The sequence below is a fragment of the Vogesella oryzagri genome (assembly GCF_040148885.1).
Classification (GTDB): Bacteria; Pseudomonadota; Gammaproteobacteria; order Burkholderiales; family Chromobacteriaceae; genus Vogesella; species Vogesella oryzagri.
This window is the reverse complement of record NZ_JBEFLD010000005.1, coordinates 237,578-261,882: the sequence shown is the minus strand read 5'-3', so window position 1 is coordinate 261,882 and position 24,305 is coordinate 237,578. Positions and strand designations below refer to the sequence as shown.

Below are 24,305 nucleotides of genomic sequence, written 5' to 3'. Positions count from 1 at the left end.
CGCACAAGGTTGTGATGTAGTTATATTACCAAACGGTGCTTGCTTGTCTACGTGGCAAATACCATTTTTTGTGCAGCCAAGTTGGGTGTTGCTATCGGCCAACACGGCTGCAATGTATTGATATATATAAGAAACGATGGTTTTTGCCGCGAAAATTGCTGCTAAAAATGGCGTAATGCCTTGCCAACAGACTGTAGTAAAACTACCATTCGACTACCGCAATACGGGCCACCACCATGACTCTGCATCCCGTTCTTCAAGCCGTTACCGACCGCATCATCGAACGCAGCCGTGCTACCCGCGCCACTTATCTGCAACACACCCGCGCCGCCATGCGCCAGGGCAAAGTCGAGCGGGCGCAGCTGTCCTGTACCAATCAGGCGCATGCGTTTGCCGCCATGCCGGCCGGCATCAAGATCCACCTGCAGGACAGCGTGCGCCCCAATCTGGCCATCGTGTCTGCCTATAACGATATGCTGTCGGCGCACCAGCCGCTGGAAACCTTTCCGGCGCTGATCAAGGAAGAGGCGCTGACCGTGGGCGCCACCGCGCAGTTTGCCGGCGGCGTGCCGGCGATGTGCGACGGCGTCACCCAGGGCTTTACCGGCATGGAGCTGTCGCTGTTCTCGCGCGACGTGATCGCCATGAGCACCGCCATCGCCTTGAGCCACCAGATGTTCGACGCCGCACTGTACCTGGGCGTGTGCGACAAGATCGTGCCGGGGCTGGTGATCGGCGCGCTGTCCTTTGGCCACCTGCCGGCGGTGTTCGTGCCGGCCGGCCCGATGACCACCGGTATCGCCAACGACGAAAAAGCCAAGGTGCGCCAGCTGTTTGCCGAGGGCAAGGTTGGCCGCGAGGCGCTGCTGGCCTCGGAAATGGCCTCCTACCACGGCCCGGGCACCTGCACCTTCTACGGCACCGCCAACAGCAACCAGATGCTGATGGAGATCATGGGCCTGCACCTGCCGGGCGCCGCCTTCGTCAACCCGAATACCCCGCTGCGCGACGCGCTGACCCGCAAGGCCACCCGCGTGGCCGCCGAGATCAGCGCCCAGGGCAGCCGCTTTACCCCGATTGCCGAGGTGATCGACGAGAAAGCCATCGTCAACGGCATCGTCGGCCTGCTGGCCACCGGCGGCTCCACCAACCACACCATGCACCTGGTGGCGATGGCGCGTGCCGCCGGCATCAGCATCAACTGGGACGATTTCGACCAGCTATCCGCGGTGGTGCCGCTGATCGTGCGCGCCTACCCCAACGGCAAGGCCGACGTGAACCACTTCCACGCCGCCGGCGGCATGGGTTTCGTGATCCGCGAACTGCTGGATGCCGGCCTGCTGCACGACGACGTCACCACCATCATGGGCAAGGGCCTGCGCGCCCACAGCCAGGAAGCCTGGCTGAACGATGGCGAGGCGGCCTTTCGTCCGGCGCCGCAAACCAGCGGCGACGACGACGTGCTGCGCACCGCGGCCAAGCCGTTCTCCGCCGATGGCGGCCTGAAAGTACTGGCCGGCAATATCGGCCGCGCGGTGATCAAGGTGTCGGCGGTGAAGCCGGAACACCGCGTGGTGCAGGCACCGGCGGTGGTGTTCCACGATCAGAACGAACTGCTGGCGGCGTTCAAGCGCGGCGAGCTGGAAAAAGACTTCGTGGCGGTGATCCGCTTCCAGGGGCCGCGCGCCAACGGCATGCCGGAACTGCACAAGCTCACCCCGCCGCTGGGCGTGCTGCAAGAACGCGGCTTCAAGGTGGCGCTGGTCACCGACGGCCGCATGTCCGGCGCTTCCGGCAAGGTGCCGGCGGCGATTCACGTGTCGCCGGAAGCGCTGCTCGGCGGCGATATCGGCAAGGTGCAGAACGGCGACCTGGTGCGGCTGGATGCCGACAAGGGCGAACTGACGGTGCTGGTGCCGGCCGCGGAATGGGCGGCGCGCGAACGCGTGCAGGCCGATCTGTCGGCCAACCAGTACGGCACCGGCCGCGACCTGTTCGCCGGCATGCGCCAGCTGGCCACCGCGGCGGAAGAGGGCGCGATGACGTTCTCGCATCCGCTGTGGACGCAGCAGGGCTGATCGTTACCCAGCATTGAATCAAAGGTTGGCCGCAGCCAGCCACAACCAGAGCCACGTACAGACCTCGCCAACAAGCGGCGCCAAGGCTGCGCAGGGGTTTTGTCAGCGGCTCGACAAGGACAAGGACAGACATGGACGCTTTGAATCTGCTTCGCCAAAGCCCGGTAATGCCGGTGATCGTGGTCAACGACGCCGCTGTGGCGGTTGATCTGGCCCGCGCGCTGGTAGCCGGTGGCATCCGCACCCTGGAAATCACCCTGCGCACCAAGGCGGCACTGGCGGCGATGCGCCGCATCCGTGACGAAGTGCCGGACGCGCTGGTCGGCGCCGGTACCGTGCGCACCCGCGCCCACCTGGAAGCGGCACTGGATGCCGGCGCGCAGTTCGGCCTCAGCCCGGGGCTGACTCCGGAGCTGGCCGCCGCCGCGCGCGCTTCCGGCGTGCCGTTCATTCCGGGCGTGGCCACCGCTTCCGAGGCGATGCGCGCGCAGGACGAAGGCTTCGACATCCTCAAGCTGTTCCCGGCCGAGGCCGTCGGCGGCATCAAGCTGCTCAAGGCGCTGGCCGGCCCGCTGCCGGAACTGCGCTTCTGCCCCACCGGCGGTATCGATGCCTCCAATGCGGCCAACTACCTGGCGTTGCCGAACGTGCTGGCAGTCGGCGGCAGCTGGCTGACCCCGGAAGCGGCGCTCGCCGCCCAGGACTGGGCCAAGATCACCGCACTGGCCAAGGAAGCCTGCGCACTGGCCGTACGCTAAGGCGTAGCGGGCCAACGGTTTTGCCGGCATGTGCCGGCGGTTGCTGCCGGCCGGGCTGTCCCGGATTGGACGTCTGACAGCCGGCGCTGGTGGCAGCCACCCTATCCTTTCCGTCAGACACGCGCTGCGGGATGGTGTGTTTTGTTGCTTTTCGTTTCTTTAGCAGGCGTGCCGACTCTCCCCGGCACGCCGTTTTTTTTGTCCGCCGCCGCGGACAAGGCGGGCGGACAGCTTGCGGCCAACCTTGGCGGGCCGCGAATAGCTCCGCTGCAGCGCGCCATGCCGTCGAGCGTCGTTTTGACATACCATCTGCCACTGTCACTTAGCCGGTTATCACCATGAAACTGTTTGTTGCCGAAGACGACACCGTTCTGGCCGACGCGCTGCTGACCCGGCTGGCGCGGCTGGGGTTCGACACTGAGCATGCCGCCGATGGCATCGCGGCGCAGCAGCGGCTGCTGGATGACGCGTTCGATGCGGTGATCCTCGACATCGGCCTGCCGGGGCTGAATGGCCTGCAGGTGCTGCGCAATGTGCGCGTGCACAAACCGGCGCTGCCGATCCTGATCCTGACCGCGCTGGACAGCATGGAAGACCGCGTCGCCGGGCTGGATGCCGGCGCCGACGACTATCTGGTGAAGCCGTTCGAATTCCCGGAGCTGGAGGCGCGCATCCGCGCGCTGCTGCGCCGCCACCGCGTGGTGGATAGCCAGCAGCGCGACGAGCTGCGCTTTGGCCGCCTGCGGCTGGATCGCGGTGGCCAGCGCGCCTGGGCCGACAACCAGCCGCTGGAGCTGTCGGCGCGCGAGCTGCAGCTGCTGGACATCCTGATGGGCAACGCCGACCGCGTGGTGACCAAGGAGCAGATCGCCACCGAGCTGTCCGGCGACGGCGAAGAGGTGGGCGCCAATGCGGTGGAGGTGTATGTGCACCGCCTGCGCAAGAAGCTGGATGGCAGCGGGGTCGGGGTGCGCGCGGTGCGCGGCCTGGGTTATCTGCTGGCGGCGGAGCAATAGATGGCAGCGGCAATGTGGCGGCTCGCAAGGTTGGCCGCATGAGCGCCGCCCGCCCGCGGCAGCTGTCGCTGCGGCGGCAGTTGCTGCTGTGGCTGCTGCTGCCGCAGTTGGTGCTGTGGCTGGGCGCGGCCTTTCTCGCCTACCAGCTGACGCTGGCCTACGCCAACGAGGTGATCGACCGCACGCTGGCCAAGTCCAGCAGCGCGCTGGCGCGGCAGGTCAAGCCGTTCGGCAACGGCTTCTATGTCGACTTTCCGCGCGCGGCGCGCGACGTGCTGGAGCAGGACCCGGACGACCGCGTCTACTACATGGTGAGCTCGCCGCCGGAAGCCTTTCTGCTGGGCGAGCCGGCGATGCCGCGCCCGCCGCTGGGGGTGGGCGCCCCGAGCGGGGCAACCTTTTTCTACAACGGCAAGCTCGGCAAGCTGGATGTGCGCGTGGCGGCGCAATACCTGCCGGCCGGCACGCCGGACAAGCCGGAGCTGATGCTGGTGCAGGTGGCCAAGAGCCGCACGCTGTCGGCGGAGCTGGCGCGGCGCATCCTGTTCGATATGGGGCTGCCGCTGCTGCTGCTGATCTCGCTCACCAGCGTGCTGGTGTGGGCCGGGGTCAGCCGTGGCCTGTCGCCGCTGCGCAGCCTGCGCCGCACGGTGGAGGATCGCAGTCCGCGCGATCTGGCGCCGATCGAGATCGACAACGCACCGGCCGAGGTGCGTACCCTGGCCAGCGCCATCAACACCCTGCTGGACGAAGTGCACGCGCAGGTGGCACAGCAGCGCCGCTTCATCGCCGATGCCGCGCACCAGCTGCGCACCCCGCTGGCGGGGCTGAAATCGCAGACCGAGCTGGTGCAGGCGGAACTGGCGGAAGCGGCGCCGGATCTACCGCTGGCGTTGCGGCAGCTGCGGCAGGTGGAAACCAGCGTGGCGCGCTCTATTCGCGTAGTGAACCAGCTGCTGGCGCTGGCGCGCGCCGAGCCGGAGGCCGGCCTGCAGCTGGCGCCGCTGGATCTGGCGGCGCTGGCGCGTGAAGTGGCAGCCGAGGCGGTGCCGCGCGCGCTGGCGGCTGGGCAGGATCTGGGCGTGGAAGGCGAGGAGGGAGCGCTGCCGGTGCACGGCCATGCCGGCCTGTTGCGCGAACTGGTGGCCAACCTGCTGGACAACGCCATCAGCTACACCCCGCACGGCGGTGAAATCACGCTGTGGCTGGCGCGCGACGCCGGCCAGGCGCGGCTGGAAGTGCGCGACAACGGCCCCGGCATTCCGCCGCAGGAGCGCGAGCGGGTGTTCGAGCGCTTCTACCGCGGCAGCGCCGAGGGCAAGGGCAAGGGCTGCGGCCTCGGCCTGGCCATCGTGCAGGAAATTGCCCGCCGCCACGGCGCCAGCATCCGGCTGGAAGACAACCCTGGCGGCGGCTTGCGCGCCTGTCTGTTGCTGCCGCTGTCCCCCACCGCGGCAGGCTGAACCGTCGTCGTCACGCTGTCGGCAGTGCCGGCAGGTGTGTAGTTGCGACACTACTTCGTGTGCCTTTGCTGCGGTGCAATATCGCGGCAATGCCCAATTCGGGCGCAATTAACGCCGATGTCATGGTGCGGCGCACTCGGTCTGTGATGTTTCCTTACGGCAATCCTGTCAAAAACTTACGTAAAACTTACATCTCACGGCTATAGTTCACCCAACCGCGGAACCGGCAAGGAGAGTTGCCCCGCGGCGGAAGTCTGCCCGCACATAAACCAACACCGCCGGGCGACGACACAACACGACAGGAGATGGAACATGGAATTGAAGCGTCTGACCGTGGCCGTACTGGCCGCAACCCTGCTGCCGGCAACCGCGATGGCTGGTGATGTGGAAGTACTGCACTGGTGGACCTCCGGTGGCGAAGCCAAATCCGCCGCCGAACTGAAAAAAATGATGACCGCCAAGGGCCACACCTGGAAAGACTTCGCCGTGGCCGGTGGCGGTGGCGACAACGCCATGACCGCGCTGAAGACCCGCGTGGTATCCGGCAACCCGCCGACCGCCGCCCAGATCAAGGGCCCGGCGATCCAGGAATGGGGTGCCGAAGGCGTGCTGGCCGATATCGATGCCGTGGCCAAGGCCGGCAACTGGGACAAGCAACTGCCGGCAGTGGTCAGCAATGTGATGAAGTACAAGGGCAAGTACGTGGCCGCCCCGGTCAACGTACACCGCGTGAACTGGATGTGGGTGAACCCGGAAGCGTTCAAGAAAGCCGGCGCCACCGTACCGAAAACCTGGCCGGAATTCTTCGTGGCTGCCGACAAGCTGCAGAAAGCCGGTATCCAGCCGATCGCCCATGGCGGCCAGCCGTGGCAGGACGCCACCCTGTTTGAATCGGTAGCGCTGGGTGTGGGTGGTGCCGACTACTACCAGAAGGCATTCGTGAAGCTGGACAAGGCCACCGTCGGCGGCGCGACCACCGTCAAGGTGTTCGAGACCATGGCCAAGATCAAGACCTATATCGACAAGGGCGCCGCTGGCCGTGACTGGAACCTGGCCACTGCCATGGTGATCAACGGCAAGGCCGGCATGCAGTTCATGGGCGACTGGGCCAAGGGCGAGTTCACCGCTGCCGGCAAGGTACCGGGCAAGGACTTCCTGTGTCTGGATGCCCCGGGCACCCAGAATGCCTTCACCTTCAACATCGACTCCATGGCGATGTTCCAGCAGAAATCCCCGGCGGCAGTGAAAGCGCAGGCGGATCTGGCTGCCACCATCATGAGCCCGCAGTTCCAGGAAGTATTCAACCTGAACAAGGGCTCCATCCCGGCGCGTCTGGATACCCCGCTGACCAAGTTCGACGCCTGCGCCAAGAAGTCCAACTTCGACATGAACGCCGCGGCCAAGAGCAACAAGCTGGTGCCGAGCTTCGCGCACAAGATGGCGATGCCGTCGGCCACCGAAGGCGCCATGGTGGACGTGATCTCGCAGTTCATGAACTCCAACATGACCCCGCAGCAGGCTACCGAGCGTCTGGCCAAGGCCAGCGCGGTACGCTGATCTGACGCGGTAACCGCATCCTGTCCCCCGCCAGCCGGCGGGGGCGGCTGCCTGCTCTCGCCGTTCGCCCGCGCTGCCCCGGCAGCGTGAACGGTGCCGCTTTATCCGAGACAGCAAGGAACTCACATGTCTGCCTCCGCTACTCAAGGCCTGCGCGCGCTGGCCGACCGCTGGCTGCCCAAGCTGGTGTTGTCGCCGACGCTGGCTGCCAGCCTGGTCTTCGTCTACGGCTTTATCGCCTTTACCGGCTGGCTCTCTTTTACCGAATCCCGCCTGATGCCCCGTTTCGAGTGGGCCGGCTTCGTGCAATACCAGGCGCTGTTTGAAAACGAGCGCTGGTGGACCGCTGCGGCCAACCTTGGCATTTTCGGCAGCCTGTTCATCCTGTGCTGCCTGATCGTCGGCCTGCTGATGGCGGTGCTGCTGGATCAGAAAATCCGTGCCGAAGGCGCGCTGCGCACCATCTACCTGTACCCGATGGCCTTGTCCTTCGTGGTCACCGGTACCGCCTGGAAGTGGATGCTGAACCCGGAAATGGGCCTGCAGAAAGTGGTCAACGACTGGGGGTTCAGCAACTTCACCTTCGACTGGCTGGTGAACCCGGACATGTCCATCTACACCGTGGTGATTGCCGGCGTGTGGCAAAGCTCCGGCTTCGTGATGGCGCTGTTCCTGGCCGGCCTGCGCGGTATCGATGATTCCATCATCAAGGCGGCGCAGGTGGATGGCGCCAGCCTGCCCACCATCTACCGCCGCATCCTGATTCCCAGCCTGCGCCCGGTGTTCTTCAGCGTGCTGCTGATCCTGTCGCACATCGCCATCAAGAGCTTCGACCTGGTGATGGCGCTGACCGGCGGCGGCCCGGGTACCTCGTCCGACGTGCCGGCCATCTTCATGTACCAGTTCGCCTTTACCCGTGGCCAGCTGGGGCAGGGGGCCGCCTCGGCCATGATGATGCTGTTCACCATCGTCGCCGTGCTGGTGCCGCTGATGTACATGGAAACAAGGAGTGCCAAACGTGTTTAAGAACCTTACCGTTGGCCGCGCGCTGGTGTATGCCGCGCTGCTCCTGATGGCCATCTACTACCTGCTGCCGCTGTACGTGATGCTGACCACCTCGTTCAAGAGCCTGGACGACATCCGCGCCGGCAACATGCTGTCGCTGCCGCAAGCGTGGGAAGGCGGCGCCTGGGCCAAGGCCTGGGCCGAAGCCTGCACCGGCGTGGAGTGCGGCGGCATGAAGGGCTTTTTCTGGAATTCGGTGAAGATGACCGTGCCGGCCGTGCTGATCTCCACCCTGCTGGGGGCGGTAAACGGCTACGTGGTGTCGATGTGGCGCTTCCGTGGCTCCGACGCGCTGTTCACCATGCTGCTGGTCGGCTGCTTCATCCCGTTCCAGGTGGTGCTGCTGCCGATGGCGCAACTGCTGGGCATGCTCGGCATCGCCAACACCACCACCGGCCTGGTGCTGACCCACGTGGTGTACGGCACCGCGTTTACCACGCTGTTCTTCCGCAACTTCTACATCACCGTGCCGGATGAACTGGTAAAGGCGGCACGCATCGATGGCGCCGGTTTCTGGACCATCTTCGGCCGCATCCTGCTGCCGATCTCCGGCCCGATCTTCGTGGTCTGCATCATCTGGCAGTTCACCCAGATCTGGAACGACTTCCTGTTCGGGGTGGTGTTCGCCTCCGGCGAGTCGCAGCCGATCACGGTGGCGCTGAACAACCTGGTGAATACCTCCACCGGGGTGAAGGAATACAACGTGGACATGGCAGCGGCCATCATTGCCGCCCTGCCGACCCTGTTCGTTTATATGGTAGCCGGCCGCTATTTCGTGCGCGGTCTGACTGCCGGTGCTGTGAAAGGTTAATGCGATGGCCGCTCTTTCCATCAACAACGTATACAAGACTTACGCCAACGGCACCGACGTGCTCAAGGGCATCGACATCGCTATCGAGGACGGCCAGTTCCTGATCCTGGTCGGCCCCTCCGGCTGCGGCAAGTCCACGCTCTTGAACATGATCGCCGGTCTGGACGACATCACCAGCGGCGACATCGTGATCGGCAACAAGCGGGTGAACGAGCTGTCGCCCAAGGACCGCGACATCGCCATGGTGTTCCAGAGCTACGCGCTGTACCCGTCGATGACGGTGCGCGAGAACATCAGCTTCGGCCTGGAAATCCGCAAGACGCCCAAGGCCGAGATCGACGCTACCGTCAACCGCGTGGCCGACATGCTGCAGATCAAGCACCTGCTGGAGCGCAAGCCGGGGCAGATGTCCGGCGGCCAGCGCCAGCGCGTGGCGATGGGGCGGGCGCTGGCGCGCAACCCGGCGATCTTCCTGTTCGACGAGCCGCTGTCCAACCTGGACGCCAAGCTGCGGGTGGAGATGCGTACCGAAATCAAGCTGATGCACCAGCGTCTGAAATCCACCATCGTCTACGTGACCCACGACCAGATCGAGGCGATGACGCTGGGCGACAAGATCGCGGTGATGAAGGACGGCATCGTGCAGCAGTTCGGCAGCCCGCAGGAGATCTACGACAACCCGGCCAACCTGTTCGTGGCCAGCTTCATCGGCTCGCCGTCGATGAACTTCATCCCGGCCACGGTGGTGGAATCCGCTGGGCAGATCGGCGTGAAAGTGTGCGACGACAAGGGCTGCGTGGTGCTGCCGCTGCCGCACGACAAGGCCAAGCTCGCGCAGTGGGTGGGCAAGGAAGTGATCTTCGGTATCCGCCCGGAGCAGATCACCGACGCGCGCACCGCGCACCGCGACGGCCTGCCGGAAATGAGCTGCCATATCGACGTGATCGAGCCGACCGGTCCGGACACGCTGGTGTTCGTGTCGCTGAACAACACCAAGGTGTGCTGCCGCACCCACCCGACCGAAGCCAAGCATCCGGGCGAAAGCATGGACCTGGTGTTCGACGTGTCCAAGGCGGTGCTGTTCGATCCGCAGACCGAAGCACGCATCGCCTGATGAGCGCGCTGAGCCTGCAAAGGTTGGCCGCAAACGGCCCGCTGCTGTCACCGGTGGCGGCGGGCGTGTGGCGCCTGGACGAGTGGGGCTTAACCGACGCCGCGCTGGCGGCGTGGGTGGAACACGCCATCAGCCTCGGCATCAGCACCTTCGACCATGCTGATCTGTACGGCGGCTTTCGCTGCGAGGCGCTGTTCGGCCGCTGGCTGAAGGCCCACCCGTCGCGGCGCGACGCCATCCAGCTGGTGAGCAAGTGCGGCATCAAGCCGCCGGATGCGGCGCGCGGCTGGCGGCTAAAGCACTACGACAGCTCGGCGGCGCACATCACCGCCAGCGTGCACAACTCGCTGCAGCAGCTGGGCACCGATCACCTCGACCTGCTGTTGATCCATCGCCCGGACCCGCTGCTGGAGCCGGACGAGGTGGCGGAAACCTTCGAGCGACTGCGCGTGGCCGGCAAGGTGCGCCACTTCGGCGTGTCCAACTTCAGCCCCAGCCAGTACGCGCTGCTGGCCTCGCGCACACCGCTGGTGACCAACCAGATCGAGGCCTCGCTGCTGCATCTGGAGCCGCTGTTCGACGGCAGCTTCGACCAGTGTTTGCAGCTGGGCATTCGCCCGATGCTGTGGTCGCCGCTGGCCGGCGGCCGCCTGTTCGACGCGGCGGCCAAGCCGGTGCTGGCGGCGGCGCTGAATCTGCTGGCGGCCGAGCTGGGCGTCAGCACTGCGACGCTGGCACTGGCCTGGCTGCTGCGTCACCCGTGCCGGCCGCTGCCCATCATCGGTTCGCGCAAGTTGGCCGCACTGGACGAGGCCGCCGCCGCTTGCCGGCTGCAGCTTGAGCGCCAGCAGTGGTTTGCGCTGTTGCAGGCGGCGCGTGGCGGTGAGGTGGCCTGAGCCGGCGCGCAGACGCCCACCAATCCCGATTTCCGTGTATCTCCTGTCTGCAGGAGCGACTCTCCTTAACGGCCTGCGGGCCGTTTTTTTCTGCCCGGCCTCCGGCGGGCGATTTCCCTGTACATCCCATCACCATTGCCTAAGCTCATCTGGTAATGCCAACAACAAGTGACGGAAGGGGAGTGCGACATGAAGGTAGCAGAACTTTTCGACCAGGCCGCCGGGCGGCTGCCGATGGTGCCCAAGGTGGTGCAGGAGCTGATTGCCAGCTTCCAGGATCAGAACGTCAATATCGACGACATCACCGACAAGGTGGTGCACGACCAGGTGCTGAGCGCGCGCGTGCTGCGGCTGGCCAACAGCGCGCGCTTCGGCGGCAGCCGCAGTATCGGTTCGCTGCACGACGCGGTGGTGATGCTGGGCTTCGACAATGTGCGCATGCTGGTGATTGCCTCCGGCATTGCCGGCGCCAGCATGGCGATTCCCGGCTTTGACATGAAGGGTTTCTGGGGCCGCAGTTTCGAAATGGCCAATACCTGCAAGGTGCTGGCCAAGCTGGCGGCGCAGGATGCGCAGCTGGCGTATACCTGCGGCCTGCTGGCCAATATCGGCGAGCTGGTGCTGCACGTGGCCGAGCCGGAAAAGGCGGTGCGCATCGACCGGGTGGTGGAAGGCGGTGCCGAGCGGCTGGCCACCGAGCGCATGGTGCTGGGCATGGATCTGACCGAAGTCGGCGCCGAGCTGGCGCGGCGCTGGAACTTCCCGGATGCCATCCAGCAGGCGATCCGCGACCAGCATCAGCTGGCCGAGCCGTCGCAGGTATCGCACTACGCGCTGCTGACCGGGCTGGCGTCCTACATCGTGGCCGGTTTCAACCACGGCATGAGCGAGGAAGAAATGCAGGCCACGCTGCCGCAGCCGCTGCTGGCCGAGCTGGGGGTGGCAGCCGACAAGCTGGCAGAGGCGCTGCCGCACCTGCATGAAGTCAGCACCACGGTGGACAACCTGTTGTAGCCGCCGCCGGCTGCCGATGTGACAAGGCCCCGCCATGGCGGGGCCTTGTCATGTCTACTGCGGACAACGTTGGCCGCATGGCTTACGCCTGTTCGGCTTCGTCCTGCGGTAGCGGCTGCTTGCGTTCCACCACCGCCAGGTAGCGGCACTCGATCTCCTGCTGCAACTCGTCGATGCGCACGATCTGCAACTGGATGCGGTCGCCATTGGATAGCTCCGGCAGGCCGCCGATACGCAGGCGCAGCGGTACGCCGTCCACCCGCACCAGGTCTTCCTTGATGTAGCTGGCGGTCGGCTCGCTGATGCCCTGCTGGCTGAACCAGCGCAGGCACCAGAAGTGCTCCATCTTGTCCTGGAAGCCGAGGTAGGCGCTGTAGGCGGCGTCGAAGTCGCGCAGCATGGCAAACAGCATGGCATCGCCCTGCTTGTACTGCGGGGTCTCGCCGCGAATCATGGCGGTGAGCTGGCGCTGGTTGATGAAGTCGGAGGCGCGGCGCAGCGGCGAGGTGCTCCACGCGTACTGCTGCACCCCCAGGCCGACGTGCGGTTCCGGGCGGGTGGTCATGCGCACCTTGCCCATGCTCTGCGCACGGTACATGGCCGGGATGTCGGCCTCGGCCAGCATGCGGCCCCACTCGCTGTTGGCCAGGATCATCAGCTCGGACACCAGTTTGTCCATCGGCGAGCCGCGCTTGCGGATGCTGATGATCACCTTGCCGTCCACCACGTTGAAGTTGTAATCCACCTGCGGCGGGCGGTTCGGGTCCGGTGTCTTGCCGCGGAACGCCTCGCGCGCATTGGCGAACTGCCACAGCCACACCAGTTCGCGCTTGAACGCGTAGTCCGGGCCGAAGCCCGGTGCGGCCAACGTTTCCTCGTTGAACACCTGCTCCAGCTGGTCATGGCGCAGGTTGGCGGCAATGTGCACGCGCTCGATGCGGTTGTCGAAGTCCACCAGCTCGAACGCGGGCGTCACTTCCACGTACAGGCTCAGCGCCGGGCAGTCGTGGCCTTCTTTCAGCGTGAACTGCTGCACTACGTCGTCCGGCAGCATGGTGATCTTGTCGCCGGGGAAGTACACGGTGGACAGGCGCTGGTGCACGATCTTTTCCAGCTCGGAGTCCTGTTCGATACCCAGCGTCGGCGCGGCGATGTGGATGCCGACGCGGATGTTGCCGTTGTCCAGCCACACCACCGACAGTGCATCGTCGATCTCGGTGGTGGCGGCATCGTCGATGGAGAAGGCGCGCACGTCGGCCAGCGGCAGCTCGTCCGGCATGCTGGGCGGCGTGTAGCTGCCAAAACCGGTGCCCTTGGGGAAGTGTTCCAGCTCGAAGCCGGCCATCAGGTAGGCCGGTACCGATTCGATACCGCCGACCTTGTCCGCCAGCCGCAGCGGCGGCAGGCCGGTGGCCTTGCAGGCCTGGTCGAAGGCCTTGAATTCCAGGGTGTTCTTGTCCGGGCGGTACAGCAGGGTCATCAGCTTGTCGCGGATGATGGCCGGCAGGCTGCCGGCGGCCAGCTCGGCGGCCAGTGCGTCGATCTGTTCCTGCTCGCGCTTCTTGCGCTCGATGGCGGCCAGCGCCGCCTTCAGCGTCTCTTCCGGCGCCGCTTTGAAGCTGCCCTTGGCCTTCTTGTAGAAGTACATCGGCGCGGCATACAGCCGCAGCAGGATGGCGGCGTTTTCCAGCGCGCTGGGGGCGTGGCCGAAGTAGTCGGCGGCCAGCACTTCGAAGCCGAACTCGTCTTCACCGCAGCATTCCCACAGGAAATCCACGTCGATATCGGCAGCGATGGTTTCGGCGGCCGGCAGGAAATCCTGCAGCGGGCTGCTGAACTCCAGGAATACGTTGGCCGCTTTCAGCTTGGTGCGTTTGCCATGCTGGGTGTCGATCTGCAGGCTGGCTTCGGCGCGTGAAACCACGCTGCCGACCTTGAAGCTGCCGCTTTCTTCGTAAAAGACGTTCATGCTGCCGTTGCAGAGCCAGGCTCTGCCCTGTCCGAGGGTGAAAACGGGCAATTATAGCAGCTGCCCACCTTCGCCCGGCGTCCGCCCGCTATACTCCGGACATTCTGTTGCAATAGTTTCTTACTCGCATGTCGATGCCCGTTTCGCAAACCCTGGTCAGCCTGGCCCAGGAAATGGACCATACCGGCCAGCAGCTGTTGCTGCGCTGGGATCCGGAGCTGGTGCGCCGTTTCACGGCGCTGAGCCAGTGCCTGCAGGGGCTGGCGGAGCAGGCCGGCGCCGAGCCGCTGCAGCGCGCTAACGAAGAGCTGGCCGCCATGCTGCGCAACTGGAGCAAGCGCCGCCACGGCAACGACGATGTACTGGCCCTGCGCCAGCATTTGTCGCTGGTGACGCAGCTGGCCAGCCTGCCGCTGCCCAGCTTCACCCCGCCGGGCGTCGGCACGGTGCAGCAGAGCCATCGCCTGTTCCTGCTGGTGCCACCGGCGCAGCTGCCGGCGCCGGCGCTGCTGGAGCAGCTGGCCTGCTTCGGCTACGTACTGGACGTGTTCGACAATGCGCAGACGCTGCAGCAGGCGCTGTTCCTGCACGAGCCGGGCGCCTTGATCGTCTACGACGAGTTCGACACCGACAGCGTCGCGCCACTGGCGGCGATGCCGGCCTGCCCGCTGCTGTTTACCAGCCCGCGCCGTGATTTTGCCGCCCGGCTGCAGGCGGTGCGTGCCGGCGGGCAGGGCTTTCTGGGGTGGCCGCTGTCGGTGCGCGAACTGCTGGACACGCTGACACTGCCGCTGACGCCGGATCGGCGCAACCCGCTGCGGGTGCTGCTGGTGGAGGACATGAGCTCGCTGGCCGGGCTGTATGCGGCGGTGCTGAACCGGCACGGCATGGTGACCGAGGAAATCACCCGCCCCAGCCAGACACTGGAGGCGATCGAGCGCTTCCGCCCCGACCTGATCCTGATGGACATGTACATGCCGGAATGTGATGGCCAGGCACTGGCGCGCATCATCCGCCAGCAGCGGCTGATGGACGGCATTCCCATCATCTTCCTGACCATGGAAAAGCGGCCGCACATGCAGCTGGACGCGTTGGCGCTGGGGGTGGACGGCTATCTGACCAAGCCGGTGTCCAGCGAGGAGCTGGTGGTGACGGTGAGCACCCGTGCCAGTCGCTACCGCCAGTTGCGCTCCTATATCTCCACCGACAGCCTGACCGGGCTGCTCAACCACAGCCATCTGTTTGCGCGGCTGGAATACGAATTCGCCCGCGCGCAGCGTGAGCGCCGGCCGCTGAGCATGGTGATGCTGGATCTGGACCACTTCAAGCAGGTCAACGACAGCTACGGCCACCAGGCCGGCGACGAGGTGCTGGTCAGCCTGTCGCGCTTCCTGCGTGAGCGGCTGCGCCGCTCCGACCTGATCGGCCGCTACGGCGGCGAGGAGTTCGCCATCGTGTTGCCGGGCATGGGGGCCGAGCAGGCCACCCGGCTGCTGGACGATCTGCGCGACGCGTTCGCGCGGCTGGAGCAGGTGTCGCCGCGCGGCCGCTTCCGTCAGACCTTCAGCGCCGGGCTGTGCAGCAGCGACGGGGTGTGGGACGTGGTGGCATTGGTGCAGCGTGCCGACAGCATGCTGTATCAGGCCAAGGCCGCCGGGCGCAACTGCGTGGTGAGCTGGTCGCCGCCGCGGGAATAGCGGCGGGGCGGAAAAAACACAAGGGCGCCAGCGGCGCCCTTGTCGTTGCTGCGGCCAACCTTTACAGCGGGTCGGCCAGGTACATGCGCACGCTGTGATCTTCCAGCAGCTTCTTCAGGCTTTCCGGCGGCATCGCGTCGGTGAAGATGGCGTTGAATTCGCTGATATGACCCATACGCACCAGCGCGTTGCGGCCGAACTTGCTGTGGTCGGCGGCCAGGAAACGGTGGCGGGCGTTGTTCATCATCGCCTGCGCCACGCGCACTTCGCGGTAGTCGAAATCCAGTAGCGAACCGTCGGTCTCGATGCCGGACACGCCGATCACCGCGTAATCCACCTTGAACTGGTTGATGAAGTCCAGCGTCGCCACCCCGGTGATGCCGCCGTCGGAGGCGCGCACCACGCCGGAGGTGATCATCACCGTGAAATCCGGGTTAGCCGACATGATCGACGCCACGTGGATGTTGTTGGTGATCACCCGCAGTCCCTTGTGGGTGGCGGTTAGTGCCTGCGCCACCGCTTCGATGGTGGTGCCGATACTCATGAACAGCGAGGCATGGTCCGGGATGTTCTCCGCGATCATGTCGGCGATGTGCGCCTTCTCGCTCTGCAGCTTGCCCTTGCGCGAGAAGTAGTCCTCGTTCTCCACGCTGTTGCCCAGCGCGGCGCCGCCGTGATAGCGGCGCAACAGGTTGGCTTCGCACAGCTGGTTGATGTCGCGGCGGATGGTCTGCGGCGTCACGTCCAGCAGGCGTGCCAGTTCTTCGATCGGCATGAAGCCGTTTTCGCGTACCAACTGCAGGATTTTGTCGTGTCTGGGTGATCGGCTCATGGCGGCGAGTTCGAAAGCGAAAATTATCCCTAGTCTTTATCACACTAATTGCGCATCAGGCAACTTATCAGCGTCATAAACGAAAGTCGTAGAACGCAAAAAACGCCAGTACATCAAGGCACTGGCGTTTTTGTTGCATTGCAAAATAAAAGCAAGCAGTTGTGGTTTTCGCGGCCTGTCGGCGCTTAGAAGTTGTACTTCAGGGTGGAGATCAGCGCGTTCTGGTAGCTGGCGGCACCCAGCTTGTGATCGGCGTAGCGGTAGCTCACGCCGGCGGTGATGTCCTTGCTGGCGTTCCACCACAGCGATACCGCGCCGTTGTTGGCCAGCTTGCGCGCACGCACCACTTCGCCATCCTTGGCCATGGCCAGGTAGGCGTCTTCGCGTGCGAATTCGATCTCGTGCCATTGGGTCAGCATCAGCGACTGGCCGGCCAGGTTGAAGCTGTAGCCCAGCACCCAGCCACCCATCATGCCGTTGCGGTGGGCGCCGACGCCCTGCTTGAACTCCTGGTGCGCGCCGAGGAACGGCTTGATCCAGAAATTGCCGCTGGTCAGCGCGGTGCCCAGGCCCAGCACGCGGTTCTGGTCGTAGAAATCGGCATCGCGGAAGTCATATACGTGGGCGTAAGCCTGCAGTGGCAGGTTGCCGATGCAGCCAACGTTGACGCGCGCCACCAGCTTGGAGGCGTAGCGGCGGTTCTGGCCGGCGTCTTCGTGGGTGCTCTTGTCCGGGTTCTCGACGTCGAGGAAGCCGTACAGCTCACCCCAGTTGCCGCCCATGCCGCCTTCGGCTTCCAGGTAGCCGAAATCGTTCTTGCCGCCGAACGGGCCTTTTTGCGTACGTTCCTGAGTGCCGTCAGACCAGTCCAGCCAGTTGGCGCTGATGTTGCTGAAGGAATAGTCGGCGTGGGCGAAGCCGGCACAGGAGGCCAGCGCCAGGGCGATCAGGGTAGTGCGAGTGTTCATGGTCTGCTTCTATTGCTTGCGTGTTGGAGAAAACACGCGGCGCCAGAGCAGGATGTTTGATGGGCAAACACTTGTTTGCCTGGCGCCGCGGGGCGCGGAGCATAGCAGAAGCCAGCAAAAAACCGGCACGCGCGGCCGGTTTTGCGTAAAAACTGTCGCATTACTGTCGTTTTGTCGACATTTAATGACAATGTTTCATGATTATGGGATGAAATATTGTGCCGGCCAGCCGTAGCGCCTCAGGTTCACCCGCCCGCCGGGGCCGACCTCCACGCCATCTTCTTCCAGCAGCAGGATCTGGTAATCCGCCTCCGCCGTGCCTGGCCGCGCCACCTTGCCGCTGCCGCTGACCACGCGGAACCACGGCCAGCCGGCACCTGCCGGCGCATTGCCCAGCAGCTTGCCCACGTGGCGGGCATGGCGCGGGTAGCCGGCCAGCGCCGCCAGCGTGCCGTAGGTACTGACCTGCCCCGGCGGAATCGCCATGAGCTGCGCCAGCACCGCGCGTTCGAAGGCGGCGTCCATCAGCCGTAGCGGCGGTCGGCCACGAACGGGTTGCTGCGGCGTTCGTCACCGATGGTGGTGAACGGGCCGTGGCCGGGTACCACCGTCATGTCGTCCGGCAGCACAAACAGCTTGCTGCGGATGGCGTCGATCAGCTGCTCGTGGTTGCCCATCGGAAAATCGGTACGGCCGATGGAGCCCTGGAACAGCACATCGCCCACCACGCACAGGTTGGCCGCACGGCTGACAAACACCACGTGGCCCGGGGTGTGGCCGGGGCAGTGCAGCACTTCCAGCACTTCGTTGCCGATGCTTACCGTGTCGCCTTCTTCCAGCCAGCGCTCCGGCGTCAGCGCCGGGCTGGGCGCAAAGCCGAACATCTGCCCCTGCTGCGGCAGCTGGTCCAGCCAGAAGCTTTCCGCCTTTTGCGGGCCTTCGATCTGCACCGCCAGCGCATCGGCCAGCGCCCGCGCGCCACCGGCATGGTCGATATGGCCGTGGGTGAGCAGCAGCTTGGTCACCTTCAGCCCCTTGGCCTCGACAAAGGCACGGATGCGGGCGATATCGCCACCGGCATCTACCACCGCCGCTTCGTTGCTGACATCGCACCACAGTACGGAACAGTTCTGCTGGAATGGGGTGACCGGAATGACGTGAAGCTGCAAGGCCATGATCTGCTACCTGAAAACGGGAATAGCGCATTGTAAGCCAGCCGGCCGGCCACTTGACCAAGGCGCTACAATAGCGGCAGTGAAAATTGTGGAGCCGTCATGAGCCTGATCCCGGAAATCAAACCGCAGCAGTCGATCGAACTGCTGAAAGAACTGCACATCCTCACCCGCGACGGCAAGATCAACCAGGACACCCGCCGCAAGCTGAAGCAGGTCTATCACCTGTACCAGTTCATCGAGCCGCTGATGGCCGACGTGCTGGCCAGCAAGGGCAGCCTGACGCTGGCCGACCACGGTGCTGGCAAGTCCTACCTCGGCTTCATCCTCTACGACCTGTTCCTGAAGGACAAGACCGCCGCCCACGTCTACGGCGTGGAAACGCGGCAGGAGCTGGTGGATAAATCCGTCGAGCTGGCGCAGCGGCTGGGCTTCGCCGGCATGAGCTTCCTCAATCTCAGCGTCGAGCAGTCGATCACCTCCGACGCGCTGCCGGCGCAGGTGGACATCATCACCGCGCTGCACGCCTGCAACACCGCCACCGACGACGCCATCCGCTTCGCGCTGGCCAAGGACGCCAAGTACATCGTGCTGGTGCCGTGCTGCCAGGCCGAGGTGGCCGCCGTGCTGCGGCAGAAGAAGAACGAGACCTTCGGCAAGACCGCACTGTCCGAGCTGTGGCGCCACCCGATTCATACCCGCGAGTTCGGCAGCCAGCTCACCAACGTGCTGCGCTGCCTGCAGCTGGAGGCGCGCGGCTACCAGGTCACCGTCACCGAGCTGGTGGGCTGGGAGCACTCGATGAAGAACGAGCTGATCATCGCCAAGAAGGTCGGCGGTGCGAAAAAGAGCGCGCGCGAACGCCAGGAAAGCATCCTGCGCGAGCTGAACCTGGAAGAACTGCGCCAGCGCTTCGCCTACTAAGCTCCGCCCGATGACCCGCCTATGACCCGCCGCCTCGACGCGACCCTGCTGGCCGACCTGTGGTTCTTCCACGCCGTGGCGCAGTACGGCGGCTTTCGCCGCGCCGCCGAACAGCTGGCGGTAACGCAGGGCGCGGTCAGCCAGCGCGTACAGCGGCTGGAAGCGCGGCTGCAGCTACCGCTGTTGCAGCGCGGTGGCCGCAGCCTGCAGCTCACCGCCGCCGGGCAGCAGCTGTTTGCCGCCTGTGACAGTGGCTTCGATACCGTGGCCACCACCTTGGCCGCACTGCAGCGCGAGGCGGCGCCGGCCAGCGTGCGGCTGGCGGCACCGCCATCGCTGGCGCTGGAGTGGCTGCTGCCGCGGCTGGGGCGCTTCGCCCGCCTGCAGCCGGCCATCAGCGTCGACCTGCTGGCCGACAATCAATCCTACAGCCCGGCGGCGCTACGTCAGGCCGGCATCGACCTGGCGCTACGCTACCTGCCGCAAGCGCCGCAGGATGCCGCCTTCGTGCTGCCGGAGTACGGCTTTCCGGTCGCCGCTCCCGCTTTCGACCCCGCCGGTCACAGCGGCCGCCTGCTGCACGACGACGCGCCGTGGAGCACGCCCGCGCCGGCCGGTAGCGAGTGGGCGCTGTGGCTGGCCGCCCACGGCCGGCCATCCGGCTGCGATGCCGGCGAGCGCCACTTCAACCAGGCGCAACTGGCCTACCGCAGCGCGCAAGCCGGTGATGGCGTGGCGCTGGGCCGCCAGCTGCTGGTGACGCGCTACCTGCAGGACGGCAGCCTGCGCCGGCTGGACGAACATCCGCCGCTGCTGCTGGGCTACTACGCGCTGTATGCGGTGAGCGACAGCGAAGCCGTCGGGGCGTTGGCGGTGTGGTTGAGTGCCGAAATGCATTCCCCGTAGCCCGGATTAGCGCAGCGCATTCGGGGCCGAAGTGTCTGCTTGGTCCTAGAATGCGTTGCGCATATCCTGACTACGGTGCTGAAATTATTTGAATGGTAATTAACTTGTTTGAGGAAATGCTATGGCGTTCACAGTACCTAATTTCACCCGCAAACAGGTTAGCAAGGCAGGCAATGTGCTTATTGATCCAAATTCAACTTTGGAGCAGAGAAGTACCGCATTTGATGTTTTGAATCATTGGCGATCATGTCATGCCTATCCAATAAATACATTTCAGGCGACATTACGGAATAGATTGAAAAAGGTATGCGAATCGGCATTGGTGGCTCAGCGATTGAAGCGATCCCCTTCGATATTGAAGAAATTAACGCTTAATCCCGGTATGCAGATGGCTCGAATGCAAGATGTTGGTGGTCTGCGTGCTGTTGTGGAAAATCTACATCAAGTTCGACAGCTTGAAAAAATTTATAGAGAAGGTAATTTTAGCCATGAGCTTATCGGTATTGATGATTACATAAACAATCCAAAAAATTCCGGATATAGATCGTTACATCTTATTTATAAATACAAAAACCCAATTAACCCTATTTATGATGGACTATGTATAGAGTTACAGGTTAGAACAAAATTACAACATGCCTGGGCTACTGCTGTAGAAACAATTGGAACATTTTTAGATCAGGCGCTTAAATCTAGTGAAGGGTCGAAGGAGTGGCTTGATTATTTCAAGTTGGTAGGTGCTGCATTTGCTTTGTTAGAAAATTCTCCTGTTTCGGAAGCATTTTCTAGTGTGGAACCGATCGATATTTATAGAAACGCTCACGAAGAAACAGAGCGTCTCGAAGTTAAGAGAAAGCTTAGTGCATTTGCGATTGCGGCTAACGCAATCGAAAGTCGTCAGACTCAAGGGCATTATCATTTGGTTGTTCTTGATTCAGAAACAAGAATGGTGAAAATTAGATCATTCGGTAAAAAGAAGCTAGTGGATGCCAATTTGGCTTACGCTGAAGCAGAGGCTGCGGCGGAAAGCAGTAGAAACCTTCAAGTTGTTTTGGTTGCTACGAACTCTATTGATGCATTAAGAAAAGCGTATCCAAATTATTTTTTGGATACGCGCCAATTTACTTTCAATTTGCAAAAAATTAAAAGGCTTGTTGAGGGAAAAACGCGGTAAGGTCCAACCTACCCCGTCAGCAGCGGCAGGAATACCTCGTCCGGCAGGCCGTTGCCGCCGGTGGTCCACACTACCGGGATCACCTCGCCCGGCCATTGTTCGCTGGCCAGCTGATGGGCGACGAAGCCGGCGGCGGCGGAGGGTTCCAGCCGCAGGCCGTGCTGCTGCCACTGCTGGCGCACTTCGGCCAGCAGGCTGGCGTCGCTGACGGTGACCACCGCGTCGATCAGCGGGCCGACGATGCCGGCCACGGTGGCGGAGGCGCGCGGCACCGCCAGGCCGTCGGCCACGGTGCGGTTGTCGAGGCCGATGTCGTACACCGACAGCGCGTCGTCGCCAGTGGCGAGGCGCAGCAGGAAGCAGGGCGAGGCCACCGGCTCTACCAGCACGCACTGCACCGCGTCGCCGAACAGGCACTTCAGGCCGAAGGCCACGCCGCCGGGGGCGCCGCCGACGCCGCACGGCAGGTACACCCGCAGCGGTTGCTCGGGCGTTGGCCGCAGGCCGGCGGCGTCCAGCTGCGGTGCTAGGTCCCAGGCCGCGGCGGCGTAGCCGAAGAACAGCAGTAGCGAGCTTTCATCGTCGATGAAATAGGCGTGCGGGTCGGCGGCGGCAATGTCGCGGGCGGCGGCTACTGCCAGCGCGTAGTCGCCGGCATGCTCCACCACGCTGGCGCCCAGCGCGCGCAGGCGCTGCTTTTTCCATTCCTTGGCGTCGTGCGACATGTGTACTGCCACCCCCAGCCCCAGCGCGCGCGCCATCACGCCGACGCTGTAGCCGAGGTTGCCGGTGCTGCCCACCAGGATGCAGTGCTGCGCGAACAGTTGTCGTGCCGGTGCGTCGGCCAGTACTGCGTAGTTGTCGCCGGCATGCAGCAGGCCGGCGGCCAGCGCCAGTTGCTCGGCGTGGCACAGTACCTCGTACACGCCGCCACGCGCCTTGATGCAGGCGGTGATCGGCAGCGCGTGGTCGGCCTTCACCCACAAGGGTTGGCCGCTGTCATCGGTTTGCTGCAGCAGCGGCGAATCGATGCGGCCATCTGCCGCCACGCTGTCCGGAAACAGCCGTGCCAGCAGCGGCGCGAAGCGTTGCCAGCGGGCGATGGCGGCTTCGATCTCGGCACGGCCATGGCGGCTGGCGGCCAGCGCTTGCGCGGCGGGCAGCAGGGAAGGGTTGTGCCACAGCAGCGGCTGGCCGTGGCGCAGGGCGGTGGGGAGGGTATCGAGAGGGAACATGGCGCTTTCCGGTCAGAACATGGCCGGCAGTGTGCGCGTGGCCGCTGGCGGCGACAAGCCAGCATTACTGCTGTGCTTGATTAGCTTGGCTAATCGGTTGTTGTGGTTCGCTGCGCCGCCAGCCACGCCCGCTTCTGCACCGCGCTCATCGCTTTCACCGCCAGCTCGGCGCGCAGCGCCTCGCCCTTGTCGGCAAATTCGAGCACCAGCGCGATGCGCTCCGGCGGAAAGCTGCGGGTGTAGCGCGCGCCCTTGCCTTTGAGGTGGGCGGCGTAGCGTTTTTCCACGTTATTGCTGATGCCGGTGTACAGGCTGCCGCCGCGGCATTCCAGCAGGTACAGATACCAGCTCATGAGGCGTAAGGTTGGCCGCAAGGCCTGCGGCCAACGTTTTGTGCGACGCGGCTCATTCCGCCAGTGCCTGCTGCAGGTCGGCGATGATGTCGCGGATGTCCTCGATGCCCACCGAGCAGCGCACCAGCCCGCCGGGAATACCCAGCGCGATGCGTTCCTGTTCGCTGCACTCCACGTGGCTGGTGGTGCTGGGCACCCCCAGCAGCGTATCCACCGTGCCCAGCGTGGCGGCGCGGATCAGCAGCTGGCAGCGCGGCAGCAGCCGGCGCACGGCGGCAAAACCGCCGGCCAGCTCGAAGCTGAGCACGCCGCCGAAGCCGTGCATCTGCGCGCGGGCGATGGCGTGCTGCGGGTGATCCGGCAGGCCGGGGTAGTTCACCTGCGCCACCGCCGGCTGCTGCTGCAGCCACTGCGCCAGCGCCAGCGCGTTGTCGTTGTGCTGGCGCATGCGCAGCGCCAGCGTCTTGATGCCGCGCAGGATCAGGAAGGCGCTCATCGGGTCGAGACAGGCGCCGTGGATTTCGCGGTAGTGGCGGATGCGGTCGGTCAGCGCCTGGCTGCCGCAGACGATGCCGCCCATGGCATCGGCATGGCCGCCGAGGAACTTGGTGGCGCTGTGCAGCACCAGGTCGGCGCCCAGCGCCAGCGGGTTCTGGTTCACCGGGGTGGCGAAGGTGTTGTCGATCACCACCAGCGCGCCGGCGGCATGGCCGGCGGCGGCCAGGCGGTGGATGTCCTGCACCTTCAGCAGCGGGTTGGTCGGCGATTCCAGATACAGCAGCTCGCAACCGCCGGCCAGCGCCGCCTCGAAGGCGGCGGCGTCGGTGGTGTCGCACAGCGTCACCTGCACCCCCCACTGCGGCAGGGTGTGCTGCAACAGATAGTGGCTGCCGCCGTAGGTGTCCTTGCCGGCCACCACCCGCGCGCCGGGCTTGAGCAGCGCCATGAGCGTGCTGCTGATCGCCGCCATGCCGCTGCCGAAGCTCACCGCCGCCGCCGCGCCTTCCAGCGCTGCCAGCTTGGCTTCCAGCGCCAGGCTGGTGGGGTGGGCGCTGTTGCGCGCGTACAGCGGGCCGGGTACGTCGCCGCGCGCCACCTGTTCCCAGCTGTCCACATCCGGGTAGCCGTGGGCGATGCCGAATTCGATCGGCACCGCCAGCGCGGCGTGCGGGCGGAAATCGTCTTCGCCGGCGCGGACGGCCAGCGTGGCGGGGTGCAGGGGAAGTGTGCGCATGACGGCTCCGGCAGGAATGACTGAGCCGCATGCTGGTTGGCTGCCGCCGGGCTGTCAAGCCGGCGGCAG

Annotated in this window: 22 protein-coding genes; 14 read left to right on the top strand and 8 right to left on the bottom strand. The window is 64.8% G+C overall.

The features are described from left to right. The first annotated feature begins 236 nt into the window (after positions 1-236). The 10 genes from edd (at position 237) to ABNW52_RS11365 (ending at position 11,772) form a co-directional block, all read left to right on the top strand. On the top strand, positions 237-2,078 hold the full coding sequence (gene edd, locus ABNW52_RS11410) for a phosphogluconate dehydratase (RefSeq protein WP_349587748.1): 1,842 nt from the start codon (positions 237-239) through the stop codon (positions 2,076-2,078). Positions 2,079-2,209: 131 nt separating this feature from the next. After that, a complete protein-coding gene (locus ABNW52_RS11405; protein WP_349587745.1) occupies positions 2,210-2,836 on the top strand; it encodes a bifunctional 4-hydroxy-2-oxoglutarate aldolase/2-dehydro-3-deoxy-phosphogluconate aldolase in 627 nt (208 codons plus the stop codon). Between the two features lie 338 nt (positions 2,837-3,174). Beyond that, positions 3,175-3,852, top strand: coding sequence for a response regulator transcription factor (locus ABNW52_RS11400; protein WP_349587743.1), 678 nt, complete (start codon positions 3,175-3,177; stop codon positions 3,850-3,852). A 38-nt stretch (positions 3,853-3,890) separates the two neighbouring features. After that, the gene (locus tag ABNW52_RS11395; protein ID WP_349587742.1) at positions 3,891-5,315 is read left to right on the top strand and encodes a sensor histidine kinase; all 1,425 of its coding nucleotides are present in this window, start codon (positions 3,891-3,893) and stop codon (positions 5,313-5,315) included. 312 nt (positions 5,316-5,627) lie between these two features. After that, entirely contained in the window at positions 5,628-6,872 is a 1,245-nt protein-coding gene (locus tag ABNW52_RS11390; RefSeq protein WP_349587740.1) for an ABC transporter substrate-binding protein, read from the top strand. A 126-nt stretch (positions 6,873-6,998) separates the two neighbouring features. Then, a complete protein-coding gene (locus ABNW52_RS11385) occupies positions 6,999-7,898 on the top strand; it encodes a carbohydrate ABC transporter permease (RefSeq protein ID WP_349587737.1) in 900 nt (299 codons plus the stop codon). Continuing rightward, positions 7,891-8,748, top strand: a complete 858-nt coding sequence (locus ABNW52_RS11380) for a carbohydrate ABC transporter permease (protein WP_349587734.1) — start codon at positions 7,891-7,893, stop codon at positions 8,746-8,748. The genes ABNW52_RS11385 and ABNW52_RS11380 overlap by 8 nt, the downstream gene beginning before the upstream one ends. Positions 8,749-8,752: 4 nt before the next feature. Beyond that, positions 8,753-9,862 carry an ABC transporter ATP-binding protein gene (locus tag ABNW52_RS11375; protein WP_349587732.1) on the top strand — a complete coding sequence of 370 codons (1,110 nt, stop codon included), beginning with the start codon at positions 8,753-8,755 and terminating at the stop codon, positions 9,860-9,862. Next, positions 9,862-10,758, top strand: a complete 897-nt coding sequence (locus tag ABNW52_RS11370; RefSeq protein ID WP_349587729.1) for an aldo/keto reductase — start codon at positions 9,862-9,864, stop codon at positions 10,756-10,758. Before ABNW52_RS11375 ends, ABNW52_RS11370 begins: the two co-directional genes overlap by 1 nt. A gap of 189 nt (positions 10,759-10,947) precedes the next feature. Further along, complete coding sequence (locus ABNW52_RS11365) at positions 10,948-11,772, top strand: HDOD domain-containing protein (protein WP_349587727.1); 825 nt, start codon at positions 10,948-10,950, stop codon at positions 11,770-11,772. A gap of 82 nt (positions 11,773-11,854) precedes the next feature. Here the strand turns inward: ABNW52_RS11365 and ABNW52_RS11360 are convergent, their stop codons facing one another. Then, on the bottom strand, positions 11,855-13,741 hold the full coding sequence (locus ABNW52_RS11360) for a ribonuclease catalytic domain-containing protein (protein ID WP_349587724.1): 1,887 nt from the start codon (positions 13,739-13,741) through the stop codon (positions 11,855-11,857). 134 nt (positions 13,742-13,875) lie between these two features. On the opposite strand from ABNW52_RS11360, the gene ABNW52_RS11355 reads away from it, so the two are divergent. Then, entirely contained in the window at positions 13,876-15,438 is a 1,563-nt protein-coding gene (locus tag ABNW52_RS11355; RefSeq protein WP_349587722.1) for a GGDEF domain-containing protein, read from the top strand. 61 nt (positions 15,439-15,499) lie between these two features. Here the strand turns inward: ABNW52_RS11355 and ABNW52_RS11350 are convergent, their stop codons facing one another. The 4 genes from ABNW52_RS11350 to ABNW52_RS11335 all read right to left on the bottom strand — a co-directional run bounded on the left by ABNW52_RS11350 (position 15,500) and on the right by ABNW52_RS11335 (position 18,413). Beyond that, complete coding sequence (locus ABNW52_RS11350) at positions 15,500-16,270, bottom strand: DeoR/GlpR family DNA-binding transcription regulator (protein WP_349587719.1); 771 nt, start codon at positions 16,268-16,270, stop codon at positions 15,500-15,502. 185 nt (positions 16,271-16,455) lie between these two features. After that, positions 16,456-17,238, bottom strand: a complete 783-nt coding sequence (locus tag ABNW52_RS11345; RefSeq protein WP_349587716.1) for an outer membrane protein OmpK — start codon at positions 17,236-17,238, stop codon at positions 16,456-16,458. A 201-nt stretch (positions 17,239-17,439) separates the two neighbouring features. Continuing rightward, positions 17,440-17,763, bottom strand: a complete 324-nt coding sequence (locus tag ABNW52_RS11340) for an MGMT family protein (RefSeq protein ID WP_349587714.1) — start codon at positions 17,761-17,763, stop codon at positions 17,440-17,442. Further along, positions 17,763-18,413 carry an MBL fold metallo-hydrolase gene (locus ABNW52_RS11335; protein WP_349587711.1) on the bottom strand — a complete coding sequence of 217 codons (651 nt, stop codon included), beginning with the start codon at positions 18,411-18,413 and terminating at the stop codon, positions 17,763-17,765. Before ABNW52_RS11335 ends, ABNW52_RS11340 begins: the two co-directional genes overlap by 1 nt. Before the next feature lie 99 nt (positions 18,414-18,512). On the opposite strand from ABNW52_RS11335, the gene ABNW52_RS11330 reads away from it, so the two are divergent. The 3 genes from ABNW52_RS11330 to ABNW52_RS11320 all read left to right on the top strand — a co-directional run bounded on the left by ABNW52_RS11330 (position 18,513) and on the right by ABNW52_RS11320 (position 21,414). Then, the gene (locus ABNW52_RS11330; RefSeq protein ID WP_349587709.1) at positions 18,513-19,334 is read left to right on the top strand and encodes a class I SAM-dependent methyltransferase; all 822 of its coding nucleotides are present in this window, start codon (positions 18,513-18,515) and stop codon (positions 19,332-19,334) included. A gap of 21 nt (positions 19,335-19,355) precedes the next feature. After that, a complete protein-coding gene (locus tag ABNW52_RS11325) occupies positions 19,356-20,240 on the top strand; it encodes a LysR family transcriptional regulator (RefSeq protein ID WP_349587707.1) in 885 nt (294 codons plus the stop codon). Between the two features lie 121 nt (positions 20,241-20,361). Further along, the gene (locus ABNW52_RS11320; RefSeq protein ID WP_349587704.1) at positions 20,362-21,414 is read left to right on the top strand and encodes a RelA/SpoT domain-containing protein; all 1,053 of its coding nucleotides are present in this window, start codon (positions 20,362-20,364) and stop codon (positions 21,412-21,414) included. Positions 21,415-21,422: 8 nt separating this feature from the next. On the opposite strand, the gene ABNW52_RS11315 is transcribed toward ABNW52_RS11320, so the two are convergent. The 3 genes from ABNW52_RS11315 to ABNW52_RS11305 all read right to left on the bottom strand — a co-directional run bounded on the left by ABNW52_RS11315 (position 21,423) and on the right by ABNW52_RS11305 (position 24,236). Further along, entirely contained in the window at positions 21,423-22,649 is a 1,227-nt protein-coding gene (locus ABNW52_RS11315) for a D-serine ammonia-lyase (RefSeq protein ID WP_349587702.1), read from the bottom strand. Positions 22,650-22,738: 89 nt separating this feature from the next. Beyond that, positions 22,739-23,002: a GIY-YIG nuclease family protein gene (locus ABNW52_RS11310; protein ID WP_349587699.1), complete on the bottom strand. Its 264-nt coding sequence runs from the start codon at positions 23,000-23,002 to the stop codon at positions 22,739-22,741. Between the two features lie 52 nt (positions 23,003-23,054). Further along, positions 23,055-24,236 carry an aminotransferase class I/II-fold pyridoxal phosphate-dependent enzyme gene (locus tag ABNW52_RS11305; RefSeq protein WP_349587697.1) on the bottom strand — a complete coding sequence of 394 codons (1,182 nt, stop codon included), beginning with the start codon at positions 24,234-24,236 and terminating at the stop codon, positions 23,055-23,057. Positions 24,237-24,305 lie beyond the last annotated feature (69 nt).